General features: G+C 53.6%; 16 protein-coding genes and 3 pseudogenes. 12 read left to right on the top strand and 7 right to left on the bottom strand.

Annotated elements, in window-relative coordinates:
* Together DJ73_RS02700 and queC are read left to right on the top strand one after the other, a co-directional pair.
* A pseudogene (locus DJ73_RS02700) lies at window positions 1–236 on the top strand (7-carboxy-7-deazaguanine synthase QueE); the annotation flags it as partial.
* Between the two features lie 94 nt (window positions 237–330).
* On the top strand, window positions 331–1020 hold the full coding sequence (gene queC / locus DJ73_RS02695; RefSeq protein ID WP_094557241.1) for a 7-cyano-7-deazaguanine synthase QueC: 690 nt from the start codon (window positions 331–333) through the stop codon (window positions 1018–1020).
* Window positions 1021–1355: 335 nt separating this feature from the next.
* Here the strand turns inward: queC and DJ73_RS19630 are convergent, their stop codons facing one another.
* A complete protein-coding gene (locus DJ73_RS19630; RefSeq protein WP_141212897.1) occupies window positions 1356–1865 on the bottom strand; it encodes a hypothetical protein in 510 nt (169 codons plus the stop codon).
* Window positions 1866–2152: 287 nt separating this feature from the next.
* Complete coding sequence (locus tag DJ73_RS02690; protein WP_094557240.1) at window positions 2153–2620, bottom strand: hypothetical protein; 468 nt, start codon at window positions 2618–2620, stop codon at window positions 2153–2155.
* 149 nt (window positions 2621–2769) lie between these two features.
* Between DJ73_RS02690 and DJ73_RS19625 the strand changes: the two genes are divergently transcribed.
* Together DJ73_RS19625 and DJ73_RS02685 are read left to right on the top strand one after the other, a co-directional pair.
* Window positions 2770–3864: a hypothetical protein gene (locus DJ73_RS19625; RefSeq protein ID WP_141212896.1), complete on the top strand. Its 1095-nt coding sequence runs from the start codon at window positions 2770–2772 to the stop codon at window positions 3862–3864.
* A 225-nt stretch (window positions 3865–4089) separates the two neighbouring features.
* Window positions 4090–4242, top strand: a pseudogene (locus tag DJ73_RS02685) (7-cyano-7-deazaguanine synthase); the annotation flags it as partial.
* A gap of 246 nt (window positions 4243–4488) precedes the next feature.
* Here DJ73_RS02685 and DJ73_RS19620 read toward each other — a convergent pair.
* Window positions 4489–5190 carry a hypothetical protein gene (locus tag DJ73_RS19620; RefSeq protein WP_141212895.1) on the bottom strand — a complete coding sequence of 234 codons (702 nt, stop codon included), beginning with the start codon at window positions 5188–5190 and terminating at the stop codon, window positions 4489–4491.
* Window positions 5191–5404: 214 nt separating this feature from the next.
* Between DJ73_RS19620 and DJ73_RS19615 the strand changes: the two genes are divergently transcribed.
* Window positions 5405–6769, top strand: a complete 1365-nt coding sequence (locus tag DJ73_RS19615; RefSeq protein ID WP_141212894.1) for a hypothetical protein — start codon at window positions 5405–5407, stop codon at window positions 6767–6769.
* Between the two features lie 59 nt (window positions 6770–6828).
* Here the strand turns inward: DJ73_RS19615 and DJ73_RS19610 are convergent, their stop codons facing one another.
* Entirely contained in the window at window positions 6829–7359 is a 531-nt protein-coding gene (locus tag DJ73_RS19610) for a hypothetical protein (RefSeq protein WP_141212893.1), read from the bottom strand.
* Between the two features lie 633 nt (window positions 7360–7992).
* Here DJ73_RS19610 and DJ73_RS19605 point away from each other — a divergent pair.
* The gene (locus DJ73_RS19605) at window positions 7993–8583 is read left to right on the top strand and encodes a hypothetical protein (RefSeq protein ID WP_217900416.1); all 591 of its coding nucleotides are present in this window, start codon (window positions 7993–7995) and stop codon (window positions 8581–8583) included.
* A 147-nt stretch (window positions 8584–8730) separates the two neighbouring features.
* Window positions 8731–9906, top strand: a complete 1176-nt coding sequence (locus tag DJ73_RS02670; RefSeq protein ID WP_176451064.1) for a PD-(D/E)XK nuclease family protein — start codon at window positions 8731–8733, stop codon at window positions 9904–9906.
* 147 nt (window positions 9907–10053) lie between these two features.
* On the opposite strand, the gene DJ73_RS02665 is transcribed toward DJ73_RS02670, so the two are convergent.
* Complete coding sequence (locus tag DJ73_RS02665) at window positions 10054–12402, bottom strand: MBL fold metallo-hydrolase (protein WP_094557236.1); 2349 nt, start codon at window positions 12400–12402, stop codon at window positions 10054–10056.
* 271 nt (window positions 12403–12673) lie between these two features.
* On the opposite strand from DJ73_RS02665, the gene DJ73_RS02660 reads away from it, so the two are divergent.
* The 5 genes and pseudogenes from DJ73_RS02660 to DJ73_RS21310 all read left to right on the top strand — a co-directional run.
* On the top strand, window positions 12674–13867 hold the full coding sequence (locus DJ73_RS02660; protein ID WP_176451063.1) for a DNA repair exonuclease: 1194 nt from the start codon (window positions 12674–12676) through the stop codon (window positions 13865–13867).
* Window positions 13864–17172 (top strand): AAA family ATPase, encoded by a 3309-nt coding sequence (locus tag DJ73_RS02655; protein ID WP_094557234.1) that lies wholly within the window; start codon window positions 13864–13866, stop codon window positions 17170–17172. Before DJ73_RS02660 ends, DJ73_RS02655 begins: the two co-directional genes overlap by 4 nt.
* The gene (locus DJ73_RS02650; protein WP_094557233.1) at window positions 17173–18453 is read left to right on the top strand and encodes a DNA double-strand break repair nuclease NurA; all 1281 of its coding nucleotides are present in this window, start codon (window positions 17173–17175) and stop codon (window positions 18451–18453) included.
* Window positions 18446–20329, top strand: coding sequence for an ATP-binding protein (locus DJ73_RS02645; protein ID WP_094557232.1), 1884 nt, complete (start codon window positions 18446–18448; stop codon window positions 20327–20329). The genes DJ73_RS02650 and DJ73_RS02645 overlap by 8 nt, the downstream gene beginning before the upstream one ends.
* A gap of 5 nt (window positions 20330–20334) precedes the next feature.
* Window positions 20335–20438, top strand: a pseudogene (locus tag DJ73_RS21310) (7-cyano-7-deazaguanine synthase); the annotation flags it as partial.
* A gap of 23 nt (window positions 20439–20461) precedes the next feature.
* On the opposite strand, the gene DJ73_RS02640 reads toward DJ73_RS21310, so the two are convergent.
* Together DJ73_RS02640 and DJ73_RS02635 are read right to left on the bottom strand one after the other, a co-directional pair.
* Window positions 20462–20815, bottom strand: coding sequence for a hypothetical protein (locus DJ73_RS02640; RefSeq protein ID WP_094557231.1), 354 nt, complete (start codon window positions 20813–20815; stop codon window positions 20462–20464).
* 302 nt (window positions 20816–21117) lie between these two features.
* Complete coding sequence (locus tag DJ73_RS02635; protein ID WP_094557230.1) at window positions 21118–21660, bottom strand: type IV pilin; 543 nt, start codon at window positions 21658–21660, stop codon at window positions 21118–21120.
* Window positions 21661–21752 lie beyond the last annotated feature (92 nt).

The raw sequence follows: 21752 nt of genomic DNA, 5'->3' as shown, positions 1-21752 counted from the left end.
AGTTCGTCGTGACCGACGAATCGGACCTCCCAGAGATCACGGACCTGGTTGACCGAGTACGAGAAGCGACGGCGACGACTGTCGCCGATGATGACGTCCTGTTAATGCCGGAGGGCATGACGCGCGAGCAACTCGACGGGACGCGAAGCGAGGTCGCCGAGCTGGCGATGGAGTACGGCTACCGGTACACGCCGCGACTGCACGTGGACCTATGGAACGACGCACCGGGAACATGAGCGTCGCCCAGAAACAGCCTGGTCGAGATCGTGTGGTGCCGGGAGTGCGGTGTGGCGAACTGACGGGTAATCGATTCGACGAAACTGAGCAATCATGAGCAACAAAAGCGCGGTCATTCTGGTGTCCGGCGGGATGGATAGTGCGACTGCTGTCTACGAAGCGATGGAGCAAGGGTACGAGCCGTACTTCCTCCATACGTCGTACGGACAGCGCACCGAAGACAAGGAGTACGAGTGCGCACAGGCGCTCGCTGAGGAGGTTGACGCGGCTGACTTTCTCCATATCGAGACGGGGCATCTCTCGCAGATCGGGGCATCGAGTCTGACGGACGAAGAGATGGATGTGGCTGACGCGGATATGGAGAGTGACGAGATTCCGACGTCGTACGTGCCGTTCCGGAACGCGAACCTGTTGTCGATGGCGACGTCGTACGCGGAGGCGACTGATTCAGAGGCACTGTTCATTGGGGCGCACTCGGAGGACTTCTCCGGGTATCCGGACTGTCGGCCGGCCTTTTTCGACGCCTTTCAGCAGGTGATCGATGTCGGGACAAAACCGGAGACGGAGATTGAGCTGAAAGCGCCGTTCGTTGAGTGGTCGAAAACAGAGATCGCCGAGCGGGGATTGGAGCTCGGCGTGCCGTACGAGATGACGTGGTCGTGTTACCGCGATGAGGAGCCGGCGTGTGGAACGTGTGATGCGTGTGCGTTCCGGCTTGAGGCGTTCCGGAATGCTGGGTCACGCGATCCCATCGAGTATGCTGAGCGGCCGGAGTTTTCGTAACTCGTCGGTCGTTCGCGTCCCACTTTCGTAGTGATGCTGTGTTGTAGCGGCCTGTTGGTGGCTCTGATAAAATTGACAGACAGCACGGGCGGATAGGCGTAGAGAGTAAAGAATGGCCACTGATAGACACCGTCATGTTTCTCGACAATTCCTAAAAACCATGTGTAAATTGAGATCCCGGTGTCTTCCCCTCCACAATCCCCGTATCATGTGACAGCTATGGGATCACAACACCAGCTTGATCTCAACACCTATCTACAGATCATCTATTTTTCTATCTCACGGCTATAAGTCGGTTTGCTTGACAATTGGATTGGTGTCCACAGATCCCGCAGTTAGGGCTCTAGTTCCTCAATTGGATCATTCATCTGACTCCGTAGAACTTCCCTTGCCTCGTCATATACTGAATTAAGCTCGTCCCAATCTATCTTTCTGGGTTCGCGCCCATCAGAGAGCGCTTTGTCTTGGATCGACATAACCCCTGAGCGTAACTCGGAAAGAGTTTTATTCATCTGTTCTCGTTCAATCTCATCCAAAAAGATCGATGCCTGAGATAAGGCTCGTTCATATTCCTCAAGAGAGGAAATCACCTCGTCATGATAATCGGCTCTGGTAACAGATTCGCTATTCTTTTTATAATAATTTTCAAGAACTCGATAGCAGCGATCAAGTGTAGAGTGGAGATTAGTTAGCGTTTCAACCTTGCGTCCTGCGTAAAACTCTGCCACTTGGCGTTCCGTTTCAACTCTCTGTTGCTTTTTTGTGGTATATATCTGAGTAATGGCGGTGATCGTAGACCCTGCGACCCCACCAACGAATGCGCTAAGAACCACTTCAGAGACCATACACTCTGTTCCTCACACAATATGTTAATTCACCGATGGCAAGTAGGAGCCAGTGAAGTCTGGTACTGAGTTGCTTATCAGGTCTGTAACCAGAAAACTGCCGGACTTCAGCACACATGCGCTACGACAACTTATGATTACTAGCTCTGTCTCCGCCTCACAAATAAGGCCGTAACCTGTGCTCTCAATATGAGTATTGGTGCTATAGATGACAGACTTCGAGAAACTCACTAATTCAGTGACTGTGTCCGGATTCTCAATACGTAGTGTTAGGACCGGCTAGCAATTCAGATATCGAACTTACGCACGACCCGTTCCGTTGGGCGATCATCACTCACCCGCCAGAATCCCTGTGGCCAGAATGACTCTTCGTAGCCGAGCAACCGGTTGACTGTCTCTGGCTCCACATCAATAGAGTCGTCATAGTTCTCCACGACGTAGATGTCGAGTGCTGGGCCACCATCCCAATATTTGTCGCGGACGTATTCTGTGTGGGCCATCGGTCCCACTCGCCCAGTCGCAGTGTATCGGCTCTTCGAGTTGCGGTAGATCAAGAGCGGGTCGTTGCGCTCTATCCGTTGGTAATTTCGAAGGTTGCGCTCCCAAGAACCCTGTTCGGGATCAGTCCGGACTCCCCAAACGCGGGCACGTTCGGGAAATGATGCGGGCCGGTCGTCCCAGTCTGACAGGTCGATCGGTTCAATAAGTGTCCGCTGGAAAGACGGTTCGTCTACTGGCACGAGCCACAAGTTCATGCGCCTCTCATGACGCTGTAGTAACTAAGTCGGTGGGGGATAGCGTTACTTTACCATTCGAACCGTGCTAAAATGTCCATTCAGTAACTTCAGACTGTTCCTAACGAAGAACCGGGAGCATTAATGAGAGACCGGGGAAACTGCTTCCTGTGCCGGTTTTGAAAGAATATGCTGATTCCAACGAGAAGGACGGTTACTACGTTCATGCGTACGTCTATGGGATGGGTCATCCGCTTCCCTTACAGACGCCAGAGGTAACTGAGAAGATCTACCGGGAACTCGGCTATAAACCATTGAAACCCGGTGATGATGGTGGTGTTAACGTCCCGAAACATCTGACATGGACACTATATGAGGTTGGACTACACTGGACCGGAAAATCCGGGCCACAAGAGGATGCTTCGGAGCTTAATTTCGATGATTTTCGTGACGCGGCAGGACCCACTCTCTCAGAAACAGATATTAAAACAATCCGAGACTTTACTGAGGATTACAGCGGTCAGTACTCATCTCATATCAAAGAGCTTCGTGGTGAGTTCACCGAAGACCCCACTGTTGAGTCTGACGGTGAGGCCACACCCTCACTCAAGGAACTAATACAGGAAGAGTCGGCAGCCGTTAGTTTCAACGATGAAGTAGAGCTATTATTAGAGGACTGGCAGCCAGACCGCGTCAAACCTGACGATTATGAGCCAGAGGAGGCAGAGGGATTCTTAACCCAGTTTTACACCACCCGATCCGAATATCGGAAGGGACTAGATTTCATCCCAGAATTGAACACAAAGTTCGAGGAGTACAGTAACCACTCTTGGGAAGTGGACTCAGTCAAAGGAGTGAAATTCGACACAGAGAGTGATAGTCGAGGACTAAAACTTGTCTTTCAACCGAATAGTGACTCCAAAATAAATGAATGGGTTGTTATAGATTACCGGGGAACGAATGATGCCCGAGATTTCAGGATTGCTGCTGGTATCAGCAGCCGAAGCTACTCGTTCAATATCTCGGATAACTACATCAGTGACTTTGAGATCACCGTTACGCACGAACACGTTGGAAAATTCGATCTGCCACCCGACGATTTCTGGGGATACGAAGTAGAGAACCAGGATCCGAACGAAATCATGCATACCTTGCTCTCAGACTGCAGCCATCTGATCCCGATTATTGCTGACTTCTTCGACGGAATCCCATCCTACCGTCTTGAATCAACTGACCCAGCTAACCACTCAATTTACCTTCCCTGATATATCTCAATGTCGCCGTATTTCTGTTGTTAGCTACGACTCGTTGAAACAGTTCACAGCAGGTCCGGCTCAGGGATGCGAGTCTCGCCAAATGATCCAATTTTAGGAGTAAAACACGACTGGGCGACGGTCACCACCGTGCTCCTCCTTGGGAAGGTGTTCGGCGAAGTCGTCTGGGGTGTCATCGCCAAGGAGTTGGTTGAGGACATCGATGGCAGAGGCGGGGAGCGTGGCTTGGACCTCGGTGTGCCGTACGAAATCACGTGATCGTGTTTCCAAGACGAGGAACCGGCGGGCGGGACGTGTGATACATGTCCGTTCCGGAATGCTGGGTCACGCGATCCCATCGAGTATGCTGAGCGGCCGGAGTTTTCGTGATGCGCTTGTTTAAACGGAGGAGGAGGTACTGAGCCGACCTGCTGCGCTCAGGATTCGTCGCTGACGGTACCGGTACACTTCTTCTTATTGTTGAGTTATCTCGCAACTCCGTTCAGAGCACGGATGAGCGTTACTACGGCATCGAACCCTTCTGATCGTAATTATAGGAGATACGACAGGAGTGAATATATGTGTGGTACCTCGTGAATCGTTCAGGGAAGACGTGACAGTGTCCCTGACCAGTATTTATTCTGTAGATGGCCGGATATTACTGATCTCTTTTTCGATTTCTTCGAGAATACCTACGCGATCTTTCATTATGTTCTTGGATGGGTGAAAATCAAAAGAGAATTGATCAGAAACCTCGGCAAACGCCTCCATGATCGGTATTTGGGTTTCAGCTGCTTTTGCTGCGCTCTCCCACCCCTCACCGAAGCCATGCGTCACTTCCCACTCATCAACCCTGGGTGAACTAGTGGCGTTTATATAATGAGAAATCTCGACTCCATCAGTAAATAACCCAGACAGAGGCTCAAGTTCTATATTGATAGTGGTGCTTCCATACCCACCATTCTTTCCTTCTGACCGGGAAATCTCTACTTCGACCGATCTTTCGAGTTCGTCCTCAATAGCATCAGTAAGAATCTCGGCATCATCTTTGCTCCCGCCGATTTGAGAACGGAGGTGCTCAATTACACGATCGTCGATATCACCGCGTCCGTCCAAATACGCAAGTAATTTATCCCGTTCTAGATTGGACATCGATGCTAATTTCGAGGGGTCCAACTCAGGAATATCCTCGTTGTCCTCCGCCACTCCTTGCTGATTCGTGTATATCAGGCCTGCCACACGGAGGGGTTTGACAACGCCCCAGGGTAATTCGTCTTCATGTTCATAGCCGAGTTTGAGAATGAAGTCCGCGGCTTCAGTGTCAACTTGGTAGGTCATATTGCCGACCTCAGATGGTCGAGCATTGATATAGTATCCCTGCTTGTTGACATACGTCTTGAAAGTCGGCACAGTACGACACAGTAGCTAACCGTATTTGAACAGTCGGTTCCAATACCTCTCGACTCGGTCTGTTAGAGTCGGAATTAAATAGAATCTCACAATATAACCACAAACACTTATCCGATACTTGTCGGTACTCATACCAGTACTAATGACTCAGTTTGGGCCCCGCCACGAGAAACTCCTCGACGCATGGGCAACCACTATTGAGACAAATGGGCGGGGAAATGGCTTCGACTTTACATCGCCAACCCGGACCAACGTGCTTGAACAGAAAATAGAGGCCTTTCTTGACTCGCCGTCTGAAGACGAGTTTCGGGATGTGTGGCAGAGCGAGCTGATCCGGGGTGCAGCGTTTGGTGGATCAAATGCGGTCCTGAATAATTGGAATCAGCCGATAGATGCGTTGGCTGAGTTCATTCGAGAAATTAGGGATGCCACCTCATATGATCCAAGTTGGGAACGACAGATTCCGGAATACGTTATCCCAGCAGTGCGTGAATTTTACGGCAGATGTGATCCTGAGACGAGACCGATCCTTAGCTCAGCTGCGCAACGAGGATTGTCCACGTTCGGATTTGGGACGGTCGAATCCTTTTCCGATGCAGCGGGGGCACTGAGGGATTTTCAGGAGCAGTACTGCGATCACATTGGCCATGTGACTGCGGGAACCGAGCACGAAGTGGCACTTTCTGATGAGATCGAGCAGTTCCTCCATCTTGTGTCTACGTCCGACGAGGCAGAGCTCCGCAAAACACTCGACATGGCTGCGCCGACGTATGAGACGTTTGCCGGATGGGACGCCCTCCAAACTCACGGCAACCCTATCGAACTTCACGGTCTTTCCACCGTACTCGATTCCTTTTCGGCGGCCTCGAATAGTGCGGCATACGAACGGGATACGGCGCTTGAACAGTGGGGCGATGATCACTGGGAGACGTGGAAAGACGAATATTGCGCATACGTTTTCGGCGAGGTCCTGTCGAAATGCGATCTAACCGAACTACAGGCCGCCGATGTAGAACCGTTCTTGGACGACCTGTCGGTCGCCGAGCCGCTTTCTAATGTTATTCCAATCTACCTGCTCGGCGGCCGGTGGCAGCCGTGGGACACCTTCCAACAGCTATCGACGACGAAACCGGACAAAGCCGCGACTGTGCTCTCAAATTTGCTGAATGAGGATGCTGGCCCACTGGTGGACCGGCTTGAATCGTTCAACGACTTGTACAGTGAACTCTCCGATTCGGGAAGCGAGCGGATGTCTGTTGCAACGATGTTACTGATGATCGTACACCCGGATCAGTACGTCATGTATCGGTACCAGATGTTCGATGATTTCTTTTCCGAATTTAGTGACTACAGTGTCCCATACGGGTTCAACCCTGGTGATTACGTACTAATGCTTGACGCGCTCCGGGGCGTGCAAGCCGATCTTGATACCACAACCGATCACGACGTCCGAATGTTGGACGTCCACTCTCTCCTGTGGCTCGTTCATCGAAAAGGTCCACCATGAGTACACTCTGAGGTGGCCTTGTTGAGATCCTCTACAAGGAATACATTCTGACCTCGTATCTACGCTGTTCGCACGTCAAGTAGATACAGCGGTACCCAGACCATCACTGCTGTCGAGCCGAGGATGGTCATCAATCCTGCCCAAAAGAACCAGACGATGAAATCCGCACCGAGTGGTTGGATGGAGGTGAATAGCGGAACGAGACTGACGAGTGCACATAGAATTCCGAGGGCCCAAGTAACGAACGCGAGGACGCCCGTTCCGTAGGAGAATCCGAGCGAGCCCACCCATTCTCGTCCTGCTTCAATTGTAGAACGGAGCCGCCGATTGGGGCGTCGACGACCATCGCCGGCCCATTGATAGAATGATCGTGTCTGATGCTCGATGTTGTCGTGTTCAGTTGCTAGCGCTGATAGCTGATTAGCGACTGTATCTGTGGTGTTTGCGGGACAATCATCCTGAATCCTGTCAAATACTGTCTGCGGTTCGTGCTCTACTTCAGGATTATCGTACAAATATCTGATAACTTCTCGTTTTGTCCCTTGATTTGGACCATCGTAGGCGTCTAGAAGCTCTTCTTTTGATCTCATCAAGAATCACCAGACTGCGAGGGGTCATGATGGCAATCACAGGCATAATTCCGGGTCGTGATTGCTGTCACAACGTGTATTTAGTATGAACTATCTTCTATTTATATATTTCTGTGGGCTGTGTAATGGATTGCCCATGTGTAGATCCAATCCCAAGCACTGTGTAAATTGTACTGATCCGGAATCACACGGTCCACTAGCTGATCGAGGCATGGCCGAGCCTCGAATAATTCTTGGAGGAATTGTTGGCCTCATTTTAGTTGGACCCTTGACTGCCGCAGCGATTGATATTCAGGCAGCGCTGGCATCGACGCCGACGATCACCCCCGTCGTAGCGACACTCCTTGCGCTACTAATTGTATTCGCACTTCTCGCTGCAGCTGTGGAGGGTGAATAATGGGGTTCATCAGGTCACCGATTGGGAAACAGCACGCCTTGGATTTGCTCCTCGTCGCAAGTATCGTAGCGGTACTCACCACGGTCCACGTACTCGTTCCATCGTCTCTCCAAGACCAACTGGCACTTCGACCGGCTGACCCGCAATGGTATACGCTACTTACAGCTGCGTACACACATGCCAGTTTCGACCACCTCCAAGCGAATCTCATAGGATACCTCTTGGCGGTGTGTTATGTGTACTGGCTGTGTCTGTATCTTGAGCGCCGCCAGTGGTTTTGGCAGACAGCACTTGGACTCCTAGTTATCACGCCGCTCGTTGTCAATAGCGCCAACGTGCTACTGTACGGTACATATCTCCCGGAGATTAGCGGTGTTACCCGTGGGTTTTCGGGTGTGGTCGCCGCATTCGTAGGATTCTTAGTTATTAGTTTTACAGCCGCGATTCGAGAAGCACATACGGCGCAGCTTGCCCAGGCTATCGGTGTCGGACTCATCTTGCTACTGCTGTTGCTTATCGATACTGTGTACGCGAAGACACTCCGTCCAATTGTTGCTGGGTTGGTGATCTTCGGAATTTGTGTCCAAGCTGCTTCTGTGCTGTATCAATGTGACTGGGACACATTAGTTCAGACACGTTCACGCGAGCAACTCCTGTTTCAAATTGCCGGGGGCGGTCTTATTGTGCTAGTGCTGGCTATCTTGACGCTTCAGATGTTCCCCGCAGAGCTCGTAGTCGACAATTCATTTGTGAATATCTTCGCTCACGGGATCGGATTCATCGCCGGATCTGTTATTTCAGCGGTGGTTTTGTCATTTGACTGGTGACTAACACAATCTGAAGCTTGTGACATTCACTTCTCACAGATAGAATTGTGGGAGCGTGAAAATTTTGGGATTATTTCAGTTCATGATAATCTGTACCTCACATTTTTAAACTATATGTTTGACAACTGAATTGGTGTATTCAAAATAGTGAAAGACCATGCTCCATGGGTAAGTGAGTTCAGCAACGAACTTGAGAATCTTAAGGCTAGTCGTGCTACAACGTTAGAAATAATCGGTCGGTCGGAATCTGAGCGTGACTGGCAAGACCTACTCGCATACTTTCTTGATCCCAGTAAACCCCATAATATGGGCACAACTGTACTTGAAGCATTTGTTGACGTGATAGCTGCTCACTCTGAAACAAGTGTATCTGGTCTAACTAACGACCTCGACACTGTGACCGTTGAGACCGAGGTTTCGACTCCACCGAAGGGATTCGCTGACCTCCTCATATGGGCTCAAGGAGACTGGTTCATTTGTATCGAGATGAAAGTCGATGCGGGCGAGACTGACAATCAGACCGAACGGTACGCCAAGGCACCAAGGCTCGGGAGCCTTGTAAAGGATACTCACGAGGCTCAAGGTGGAGAGAGCCAGTACGTCTACCTCGCTCCTGATGACGCATCGCCACCTAAACAAACGGACAAGTTTGTAGAAGTACCCTGGCGTGATGTTGTCTCGAATATTGAGGCACAACTGACAGTCGATGACGAGAAGTCACGGAGCCGAACTCAACTGTCCGAGTTCCTACTGACCATCAAAAAACACCTCACCATGGACGAATACAACACAATCTCTGAAGAAGCACAGCTGTATGCCGAGTACAAGTCCGAGATAAAAAACATACGAAAAGAATATGAGAATGAACTCAACCGATTGAAAGATATGATGCAAGAGGCTTTAGAGAATGAATTTCAGGCTGCTGAGTGGCAAACCAATCATAGAGGTGGCCGCACTCATTGGATCCAACTATACAAATCGGCGTGGCATAACAATGCGTTCCATATTGAGTATGAACCTCATTTCAAACTGAGCAAAAATCCACCAGAGATCCGCATTGCCATCGATATTGAGAAGGGAGATAGGCAACTGAAAGCGAACGTTCTGAATGATTTTACCGACCACCTTGACGAGTCTGTAGTCGAAAAAGAAGGGTGGGTCATAACTGAGGAGATTAGGCGTTGTTTGACAAAATCTGTCCCCTTGGATGTTGATTCACCACGGACCAGTATTGAGGAGGTAGTTCAGTCCCTCCGGGCCTTCGACACAAAAGTAGGCCATCATATTGATGACGCCGTGAAGGCGAACACACCTAATAAATAAAACAATCGCTCACCCGGTAGTGTCTAACTTCCTACTCCTCCGTTGGAGCCGGCTTAGAACTCTCTACACAACAATCGAATCGATTGGTTAGCAACCGGATTCCGATACCTTCTGTAGATTTAATAGAGTCAAGAGGCCAGACGCAGACTACGTGTCGGTCCCCGCGTAGCATAGAACCGCGGTAGCGACGACATCATCACGTGATTGAGTAGGCGACGCAGGATGTTCGGTAACGGCGTCGACGAGGGCTGGGTCGACGCGGATCGTTACACTTGGTGTCTGATTGTCTTTGTCGAGTCCGACAAGATCCCCAAGGAGTTCTCCGTAGGCCGTGGTTTTGAACGAATCAAGATCAGTAAACTCATCGGAATCTGCAACTACGCTAGCTAAGGCCTGATCCACTATCGACGAGTGTGAGGAGACACTAGTCTCCGGTTCAGTCTCTATTCCACGAAGTCGGTCACCAAGGTATGCTGTCGTCGCGTCGGTAGCAACATCAGCGATGGTCATCGGACCTTCGTCAGTCTCTGCTATGAGGTGAGTAGCAAGTGACGTTGTTAGCGGATCTAACACGACGGGGAATCTCTGATTATCTTCCTGGTCAGGCGATGTAGTGGGGGATTCTGGTGCGGGTTGAGTTTCGGTTGTTTCTGTTTCCGGCTTCGAATCCGACGACACGGATGGAGCATCAGGAGAATCCACATCCTCATCACTGTCTGCCGGCGTAGTAGCGTCCGAATCATCAGACTCAGCGGTTGAACGAGCTGAATCAGATTGTGATGTATTGTGATCGGCATCACCAGCGCTATCGGTATTTTCATCATCAGGTGACTCGGTTTCGTCTGCCGATGTCGCTGGCTGCTGACTACGCCGTACGATTTCTTTGAGATCTCCTTTTGAGAGCTCCCCGGATTGTATTGCGGACACAACCCAGTCATCAAGTTGATTGAATGATGCGCCAGTGGTGCGAACAAGCCCTACGGATTCGGCAGGTGAGCCTTGCGAGTCGGATTTAGTATCGTCCTGATCGTCATCTGAGGTTGTCATGCTGGGTGAGTCTGATTTGCGGGCAGTTGCCGTCGAGGAGCCGGTATCGCTATCAGAGGCCTCTGTTGTGGTCGGTCCGGTATACGCCGTCTCCTGGGCCAGTACCTGTTTCACGTGCTCGATGTCAATGCCTTCAGCGGGAAGATCGACCGTTGGGGAACGTGATAGATCAGGCAAATCAATATCGGAAAAGAGATCTGTTTCAGTTAATGCACCGACGCTTTGCGTCGTGGCTTGTGTTGGGGTTCGACCGCCGTTGGGAGCCCACGGCGGTGCGCGCCACTGTCCATTCGCGTACAGCGTGTACTCGCCAGCATCCGATGGTGACCAAACGTTACTATCGAGATAATTGAATTGGTTACCAGCCCCGCGATGCGTATGCGTGATAACGGTGTGCTGTGGGTTAGCCGACTCATGTACCGATTCTAGCGCGTCGTATTCCGGATGGTTCACGATGCGGAAGTCATGAACGGTACACTGTCCGCTCCGAATCGGAGATTGACCGGACCCAATCAGCTGTACGACACACGCGTCTGGCTGATCCCGTAACACGCCATATAGCCGGCCAGAACTACGTTCACTCGGAACATCTGGGCCGGCAATCGTGATTATCCCGCGTCCTAAGGCCTCATCGGTATGCGAAAACTCCGGGACAGGTTGGACAGTGTCTGCCTCGTATCCCAATCGCTCATACAGCTTTGCGGCCTGCCCAACGACGCGTACTCGGACTCCAAGTTCAAATCGCTCAATCAACGCGCCCAATAGATACGCAACGTGAACACCCACAATACCGCTTGTCGTGACGAGTGTCTGCATTCCACTATGTGCTTGCTGTAGCGCAATACCAAGCCCCTCAGACAACTCTGAAGAGAAGTTGCTGCTCGTCGCCACGGTGAGAAACAGAACATCTACGTCTTGAATCGACTCAAGTGGGAGTCCCGGATATCCGCCTGCCCGAGTGAGTGTAAAATCACCCGTCGCAAGAATATACCCGGTGTCGACACCCTGATCCTTCTCAAATCGGAATAGGTACCCCACTGCCCCTGGGACGTGGCCGGCAGGAACCGGATGAAACGCTACTTCGGCTCCGATCGACGTCCACTCGTCGACCGGTTCGATCGCCGCTACCATCGAATCATCCGCCTCAACGCCTGTCTGTTGTGTGGCGATATCGAACACGTCGCCGATGATTTTCGCCGTTGCTGGCGAGGTGTATACTGACGTGTCGGGGTCTACACACTGATTGAGAGACTGGTAATGATCCGAGTGCGCGTGAGTGAGACAGACAGCGTCAATTGTTTCGCCAGGGTTCAGTATCCGATCAAGCTCAAGTTCTGTACCGGCGTCGACTAAGATGGTTGTCGGACTATCGGTGTTCGCAGATTGAAATCGCAAGAGGAAGGACTCATTTCCCCCGCGCGGGTTCGCATGATGATAAGAGAGATTCACCTGAACTTCTACTCTATTCGCAGGTCATAATGATGTGTCGGTTTACATATGATCCCATAGATGGTTATTCATCGCAACAAGAGGGATTCCAAGGGCAATTTCATCGAACAAACGCCGTCTACGAGCAATCTAAAGCGTAGAAATTCCCGCTGTGAAGAGTAGAACAAGTCACTCTACACTCCACTGCGATCACGACGGTAGAGTCGCCGCAGTCGTCCACTTTCACTCCGGTTACTCGACTTTTATATAGCCACGCTAACATCTACTGATAGTGCCTAGAACACGTATCCTCCACATCAGTGACACCCATCTGGGGAAGCGACAGTATGGATCGGATATTCGACGTGAGGACTTTGCAAAAGCGTTCGAGCAGGCAATCGAGGTTGCGGTCGAGCGTGACGTTGATGCCGTGATTCATACGGGCGACTTGTTCGACGATCCGGTTCCGTCGCTCCCGACGGTGATGCGAGCTGCTGATGCGTTGAAACCGCTTGAAGAACACGGGATTCCGTTTTACGGGATCGTGGGGAATCACGAACGGAAAAACGACGAACAGTGGCTTGATCTCCTCCGGCGGACGAGCGCTGCTGCTCGCCTCGGCAAAGAGCCGACGATGGTCGGTGAGGTTGCGCTGTACGGGATCGACGCGGTGCGGCCGAGCGTGTGGGACAATATCGACTTAGAACTCGAGGAACCGCCTGCAGAGGCAGCGTGGACGATCCTGTGTATGCACGAACTCCTCACGCCGCTTGTTCACGGAATGGGGCGTGTCTACCCAGCTTCCGAGGTTATTGACCGAGCCGGGATCGATCTTGATGGGCTTGCGCTGGGCGACCTCCACCAGCCGGCGAGTTCGGTCGTGGACGGGACTGATGTCTGGTACGCGAGTGCGACAGAGCGTGGCGGGAAAGACCAGGAAGAGACGGGCGTCGTACAGCTGCTCGATATCGATAACAGCGGGATTCACCGTCGACAGATTGAGTTGGAGACGCGACCGTTCGCGGTGTTTGAAATCGCATTCGGTGAGGATGACGGGGCGACCCACGCCCGTGACGTGCTTGAGAGACACGACCTCGAGGGGGCTGTGGCGAAGATCGAGTTGAGTGGTGAGCGGGCCGCGGTCACTGCCAACGAGGTGACGCAGATGGCACGCGAAGCCGGTGCTGCTGTCGTGAGCGTCGACGACAATCGTGGGCGCGTCGATCTTGATGTCGAGTCAATCGAGGCCATATCGCTACAGGGACTTGACAGGGCCATCGAGGAGAAACTCGCGGATGAGGACTTTTCCACGGTTGCGCTCGACGTCGATCAGCAGGTTCGGAAAGCGGATGAACTCGACACGAACATGAATCGTGTCGCGGACACCTTCGCTGAGTCGCTCCGTGATGCCCAGCGCGAAGCGTTTGACGATGCCGGACCGGAAGAGACGCCGGAGGGCGTCGAATCGATGGAGGTTGACGAATGAAAGTCACTGATCTCCACCTACAGAACATCCGGAGCTACGAGGACGAGTCGATCGCTTTCCCCGAGGGAACGATGCTCGTCCATGGGGAGAACGGTGCCGGGAAGACGACACTGCTCATGGGGGTTTTCGGCGGACTCTTCCTCTCGAATATCCGGAATGTCGGGTCGAACGATTTCAATCTCGACGATATCGTCAGGCGAGGTACGAGAGAGGGCGAAATCGTGTTGACATTCGAGGTGGCAGAGACACCGTACACCGTCACGTGGTCGATCGATACGGAGGGACAAAACAGCGCAGAGCTTGACTCGCCCGCACTCTCGGAGCCCATCTCAGGGATTCGTGATGTCAGCTCTGAAGTCGTCGATGTGGTCGGGATGGACGAGGACAGTTTCTCCCGGTCGGTGTACGTACAGCAGGGCGAGGTCGATAGCCTGTTTGACGACGACGCTCGGGCAGAACTCATCGATGACCTGCTCGGACTCGATCGGATCGATCGCTATGAACTCCGGGCAAAGGGTGCTCGTCGTGCGATGGGTCGCATTGCGAGTGAAAATGAGCAATCCGCTGAGAACCATCGTGAGACCATTGACGAGCAGTTTGATCATGATGTAGAGGGCTACGAGGCCGTCATCGCCGACAAAGAGGCGGAGATCTCGGATCAACAGGCAGAAATCGAGGAGATAGAGGAGTTCCTGCAGGAGCTCCGAGACGCGAAAGAGGACGTCGAGCAGCGCCTTGAAAATCACGACGAGTTACAGACCGAGCTTGAAGAGGCCGAAGGGGAGCGCGAGGAGCTCATCGAAGAGCGAGCAGCGAAACAACGTGAAATCGAGGACGCCGAGACGGCAATTGCGGAGGCCGAAACGGAGATCGACACGCTCCACGATGATATCGACGAGAAGCAAGAGGCACTCAACCAGCTCGATGACCCATCGACAACAGACCCGATAGATACCGATCTGTCGACGGAAGAGAGCGCTGAAGAAGCGTTGAGTGCCGCACAGGAAGCGGTCGAAGCGGCACAGATCGAGCAAACAGATAGAGAAGGAACCCTCGATCAGGCCGAGACAGAGCGAGATAGACTCATCGACGAACGTGATACGTTACGTGAAGAAGCAGAAGAGCTCGAAGCGGACCTCGATCACCTGCTCGAAGAGAAGGAGAGCGTAGCAGATGATGTCGAGGCTGCGGAGGAAGACGTTGCGACCGCTGTCGAGAAGCGAGACGCTGTAACCACCGAGTTCCTCCCAGACGAGTCCTGTCCGGACACAATTACTGACGAGACGCGAGAGACTGTCGACGCACGCATTGAAGCGTTGACAACAGAGAAAAATGAACTGTCAGAGGAGCGTGCAGCGACAGAGGCGTCTCTCGAGGCAGCCGAATCAACACGTGAAGAGGCGCAAGCAGCCGTCACGGACGCACGTGACGAGATAGACCAGTTGTCGGACGACCTCGCGGAGGTGGAGTCGGAACTCGAAGCCGCTCGTGAGGCGAAAACGGAGGCAGAAGATCAATTCGAGGATGATCTTGAGACTCTCGATGCCGACCTCGATACCGTTGATTTGAGCGTATCCGGCGACACGCTACAGAGCCTCATCGACGAACGGATCCCGGAAACGAAGGGAGAGTTACAGGATGCAATCGAGACGGCGAACACGACGGTCACGGAACTCGAGGCCCGTCAAACGACGCTTGAGGAGGACCGCGAGGAGCTACAGGCACTCGATGGAGTAGCGACGTGCCCGAAGTGTGGCCAAGACGTCGATCCGTCTCACGTTGAGTCCGAACTCGCGGACATCGACGCCGAACTCACTGAGGTAGAAGCCGAACTTGCCGAGGCGAGAGAAGAACGCGATGCGCTTGTCGACCGGCGAGACGCTCTCGACGAGTGTCGTGAAGAGGCGATCGAACTTCGGGGCTTCCGTGACGATACGGTTGACGTGAAAGCTGAGCGCGTGAGTACGCTCGAAGACGAGCGTGAGTCGTTACAGGACGATCATTCCGAGGCAGAGTCCGAGCTCGCCGACGCTGAGGCCAAGCTCGAATCTGCGGAGTCAGAGGTCGACGACCTCGAACACACGATCGCTGACCTCGAATCGGATATTGAGTCGCTCGAAGCGGAGATTGAGGACGGCAAAGAGGTCGTGGCGGCCTTCGAAACCGTTGAGCAACGTCGACAGGAGCGGGATGACCTTGCGGACGAGCTCGCTGATCTCGAAGCTGAACAAGAAGAGCTCGAAGCCGAAATCGCTGACGCGAACGCAGACCTCGACGAATACGACGAGCAGATTGAAGCCCAACGCGACGCAGTTGCTGAGGCCGACGCAGCCCTCGAAGACGCTCAGCAAGCAGTTGACACCGCGACGGAACAGCGCGAGCTCGTTGCCGACGTGGTTGACGCATACGAAGCGATCGCCGAGTTGGAGACCACAATCAAAGGCCACCAGAAGGATATCGGGCACGCACAGGACACGATCGAGACCCTCAACGGGCAGATTGCTGACGTTGAGGAGGAGACCGATGCGCTCAGCGATGAACTCGGATCGATCGACGTCGAAGCACAGCGAGAACAGTTGGAAACGGCGACGCAGAAGATCGAGGACCGCGAGGCCACGCTTGAGGAACTGAACGCGGAACGAGACTCGCTCAAGGAAGCGCGGACAGTGCTTGTAAACGACCTTGAGAATCTAGAGTACTTCCGCGACCAGCTCGCACTCGAGGAGGAAAAACGCAAGTGGGCCGAGGAGCGGTCTGACGAGTTCGATCGCATGATGGCGGTGTATCGGAGTACGAAGGCGGACCTCCGCGAGCAGTACCTCGCCTACATCAACCAATACACGAACGACATCTTCAGCGACATCTACAAGAACAGTAGCTACCAGCAGGTGCGCATCCTTGAGGAGGGGCCCGACGGGACGCCATACGCGATTCAATTGCTTCGTGACGACGGGACGCTCGAACACCCGAGTAACGCCAGCGGCGGGGAACGTGCCATCGTCAACCTCGCGCTCCGAGCCGGCATCTACAAACTCATCGCCGAGATGCGCGAGGGCGACAGCGGTCGCCTCCCGCCGTTCATCCTCGATGAGCCGACGACGTTCCTCGATAAGGGCCACATCGGGCGTCTCGAACAGATGCTTGACAGCATCTCTGAGTGGGACGTCCCGCAAGTGATCGTTGTCTCCCATGACGAGCGACTTATTCAGGGGGCAGAACACGAGATCGAAGTCTCGATCGACGAAGACACGAACGCCAGTAGAGTTGACGTACATCGAGGTGGACGCATCCTAGGTGACGAGTAAATGGACGAACGCGCTTTCGACGTGGTGCGACAGCTCGCCGAACGAGTCGACGCTGGCATCCCACGCGAGGTGGACGATCAGGCCGCACACGCCCGCGACCTGTTCAGCCTCCTCACCCATGACGGGGGAACAGTCGAACCGATCGGCGAGCCGGAGTACTTCAAAACGCGCAAGGCGGAACTCGGAACGTGGACTGATGACCCGTGGACCGAGCCGACGTACGGTGTCGATGCCAGTACGACCCGGCCGTTGGAATACAACAACGGACTCGTCGTCGACACGGCACACGCAAAACTCGGGGTGAGCGGCGCTGACAGCGATCGAAGTGCCGAGCGCCGAGGGACAGTGGTCACTGGGGTGTACCTCGAAGACGACGATGTGACGCTCCACCACGAACAGACTGAACGTGGGAGTGTCGAAGGCGAAATCATTCGCATCCCCGAGATGCGTCAACGGGCGAACGTCACCTCGATTCTCACGTCCGTCGTACAGCGGCTCGCAGAGGGGAAACACGCACGGCGGTGTCTCGACGTGGTCGACGGGCCACTGTTCCTCGACGGCTCTGTGTACCCGCTCAGCGTCATCTATTGGACGCTGCTCGATCGTGCCGGGCAAGGCGCACCAATCGGCAACTGGGATCTTCCCACTGACGTCATCGAGAACTACGTCGCAGTCGTCGATGCGTGTTTTGAACGCGATATTCCTGTGTTGGGCGTCGTGAAGACCTCCTCTATGGGTGAGCTCACAGATTCACTCAGAACGAAGATCACACAACACGATCTCCGAGGCCCCCACGGGACGCTTCACGATGTTCCGTGGCTCCGCGACCACCAGTTCATCGGGGAAGTGCTCCGTGATGACAGTCTTGACCACCTCACGTACACCTCCTGGTTCGTCCAAACAGACGTCGAACTCCGAGGCAACTCGTTCGACCTGCTGACAGCCGTGTCCGATGAACTCAGCCATGGACAGCCAGACGCGTACCGGCGTGCGTTCGCGTACGTTCGGACGCCGAAAACGGGGAACGTGTTCCGAATCGAGACGCCAGCACTGTTCCTCACTAATGACGAGCGCCGAGAACAGATCCTCCTGAAAGCGCTCAAAGAGATCGCCCGCCAGAGCGACGTGCCGCGAGCCGTCGCGCGCGCCGACCGCATCGCACGCATCAGTCCTGACAACCGCGAAACGATCCGCGGTGCGCTCCAAACGGTCGAGTCTGCTTTCGACTACAACCGCGACGGCCGTTGGAGCCATCTCGAAGATTCCCGAAGCTATGAGTGACAACATCGACGACATCCTCGACAACGACCCGGTCGCAGACGACTCCGAAGAGTCAGAACAGACACCAACCGACGAAGCAGGCACGACGGACACCGAGCCTGACGGTACTGAAGTACCGGAGCGAACCGTCCCGAGTGGCGTGTCCACTCCCGCTGATGACGAACTTGGCCACGTCCTCGCAAGTGAGGAGATCCACGTCAGCAGACGGGACTACCAGGTGAACGCGTTCATTCGAACGGGCGCGAGAGAGGGCATCCGCCTTGGTGATTACGTACAGATTCCGTACCCGGACGAGGGGAGCGAGCTGTTCGCAGTAACCGATTCGCTGCGCTACGAGCCGTACACCGATCTCGACGACAAATCCGACGCTCACAATCAGATTAGCGCGCACGTTGAACTCGACGAATCGGAGTATGTACAAGTCGCAGAGTTGGAGCCGCTAGCAATTCTCAAGAACGTGGGGTCGGATGATATTGAGAGCGGCATAGTCAATCGGATTCCGAAACCGAACTCCCCAGCACGGCTTGCTCGTGACGAAGACTGCCTCCGAACCGGGCTGAACATTCCGGGCGAGGGAATCTTCACCGGCTGGCTCTCTGTCGGCGGCGAGCCGATGACCGTGAACAACGAGAACTTCCCATACTACCTCAGTAACCCTGGGATCGATCGGGAGACGGGAGAGGTTGAAGATGGTGAGCCCGCCGTGTTCAGACACGCTCTCGTTGCGGGCTCGACCGGGAAGGGGAAGACCCACTTCACGAAGAACGTGTTGCGACAGTTCGTCTCTGAGAAGCGCTATCCAATTCGTCACCACGATACAGGTGAAGAGGAACAGCGCCGGCTCAATCTCGTTATCATCGACCCCGAAAACGAGTACTGGGAGATGCGTGAGGACAACGACGCTGTCGTGAACGATGACGCGGTACAGCAGGAACTTCGCCGGCACAACATCAAACACGGCGGCGTCGATGACCTCAATGTATTCGTTCCGCAGGTTGCCGGCACGAATGCGCCATCAACAATGGAGAGCCGTGAGCTCTCGATCCCCTTCGAGATCGTTCGTGGCCGGCCGGAAATGCTGATGCCGTACACGCCGACCGAAGTAACACGCGGCGCAATTGAAGACTGCATCAACGCGTACTTCTCGTGTTTCGATTCGCAGGGTGGCTACCCTGACCGCTCCGTGGACCGTCCGAAGTACGTTGATTTCCTCGAGTTCCTCGACGAGCACGATTACGATGAGAGCCGGCTCCGCGAGGAGAACAACATTGCCGGGGGAACGTGGAGTGCAGTGAATCGGCGTGTCGACCGTGACACGTTCCGGCAGGTGTTCGATCAGGGAACTGCGTTCCTCCCGGACATCTCCGATACGGTGTTCCGCGAAGGGCAGGTGACGGTGATTCCAACGAGTCACCTCAACGGCGGGAAAGAGAGCCTCACCGTCCTGTCGATCCTCTCGTACATCATCGAGAACAAAATCGATGATTATCAGGTTGATCCGGCGGTTCGTGACACGCCGATGCTCGTCGCGGTTGACGAAGCGCACAATTACCTGGCGAGTGCGAGCAGCCTCCGTGAGGAGTATATTCTCCGACGGGCACGCGTCGCAGTCAAGCAGGGTCGAAAGTACAAACTCGGGCTGTGTCTCATCACACAGAACCCGGATGACGTTGACGACGACGTGATCAAGCAGATCAATACGAACATCTTCCTCGGCCTGAAAGCGGAGGTTGTCGATGACGTGCCCTCGGTCCCTTCCGAGTTCAAGAAAGATCTTCCGAACTTCGGCAAAGGACAAGCCGTCGTGAAAGCTCCGGATGTTGAAGCTGTTGAAGTGAAAGGCCTCCCGTACTGCGTCACCCGACACGGTAACTGACGATCCCGGTGTGTGGAACGTGCGATGCGTGTGCGTTCCTGCTCGGAGTATTTCGGAACGCCGGGTTGCGTGATCCGATCGCGTACCCGAACGGCCGGAATTTTCGTAACATCTTCGCCACTGCTGAATGGGTTAGAACTCGTCCTGTAATTTGTCCATCTTACATTGGACACAGAGGTCATCGAAAAAGCAGGAGATGTTATCGTACGGGCAGTCGCGGTCCTCGACGTTGACCGATTGGCGACGCTTTTCGTTTTTCCAAATCGACTCCCAGACGTCGATCTTCATGTCGGCTGAGCTGAAGACCACTTCTTGCTCTCGGTCGATGATTTTCGCGGTGGTGACCTCGTGTTGATGTTCTTTGACGAGTGTTATCGCCTCTGTGTAGGATGAACACGGGATCACTCGTGTATCGGCATGGTCATCAAGGAGTTTCACTCTGATTCGCCCATCATATTCCTCGGTGGGCTCTATGTGATTTGTCATGACACGGGAATTCTCAAACCCTACTCAAAAGCATTCGTGTCTGGTGTCTGGGTCCTTACCGGTCACCAGATCTGCTTGTCTAAGACCGGTAAACCGGCACACCACACCAGTATTTGATACAGCTACAGAGCGACCTTGCCCGAGTCAAATTAACCCTCAAAGTCTCTATTGAAATGCTTAAGAGCTGATTTGATCGGCGTGCGAGATACAGAGAGTACGGTCAGCAAGACAGCCAGAATTGGTGTATTTCTAATTATAGGTTGATGACACACACGATGAAGGTCTGAGTCGTTGGAGTCCAATTATATGACAGTCAGTGGTTGCTCAATTACGACCGAGTTTGTCGGCATATGAACGACGCGAACTGTAATCCTCTCTCCACTATTGAGTTCACATTCGGAACTAGCCAATCGGAATGTGACTGTTTCGCCTGCCTGCCATTGACCGTCTGCTTCACCAATCGGCCCACTCACTGAATTGTATGAGTTATCGAAAATATCGTCACCTCGAACATACTCGCTCGTGGGTACCGGGTCGCCTCCACTCGCTGGTAAGTTTACTAATCGGCCGGATTTCCCACAGGCTTCCCGTGCATTGACAGCGATTTCAAGGTTAGAAGCAGATAGAGTGTCCCCCGCGATGTGTGTGATACGAACTTTCCCGCCAGCATTCCCATCTTGTGTTACAAGTTCCCCGCTCGATTGACCAACAATAGGGGCGGGTTGAATGGCTTCGTCGGCAAATCCAAGCGCGAAGGCAGAAATCGTTGCGGCCAGTACCACTACAATAGCAACCATCAAAATGGTAGCTATGACTGATGAAACGGCTCGCAACGAAGAGACCATCCTTTTAAAATATTGAGCGACCGAGGCATTAGTAAATTCGTATTATTTCGGGGGGACGCTACATACGCGTCCTCGGCCTTGTTTAGACGCTC

This window comes from Halorubrum sp. Ea1 (assembly GCF_002252965.1).
Classification (GTDB): Archaea; Halobacteriota; Halobacteria; order Halobacteriales; family Haloferacaceae; genus Halorubrum.
Note: the sequence above shows the minus strand (reverse complement) of the source record. Positions and strands in the feature narration are given on the sequence as shown.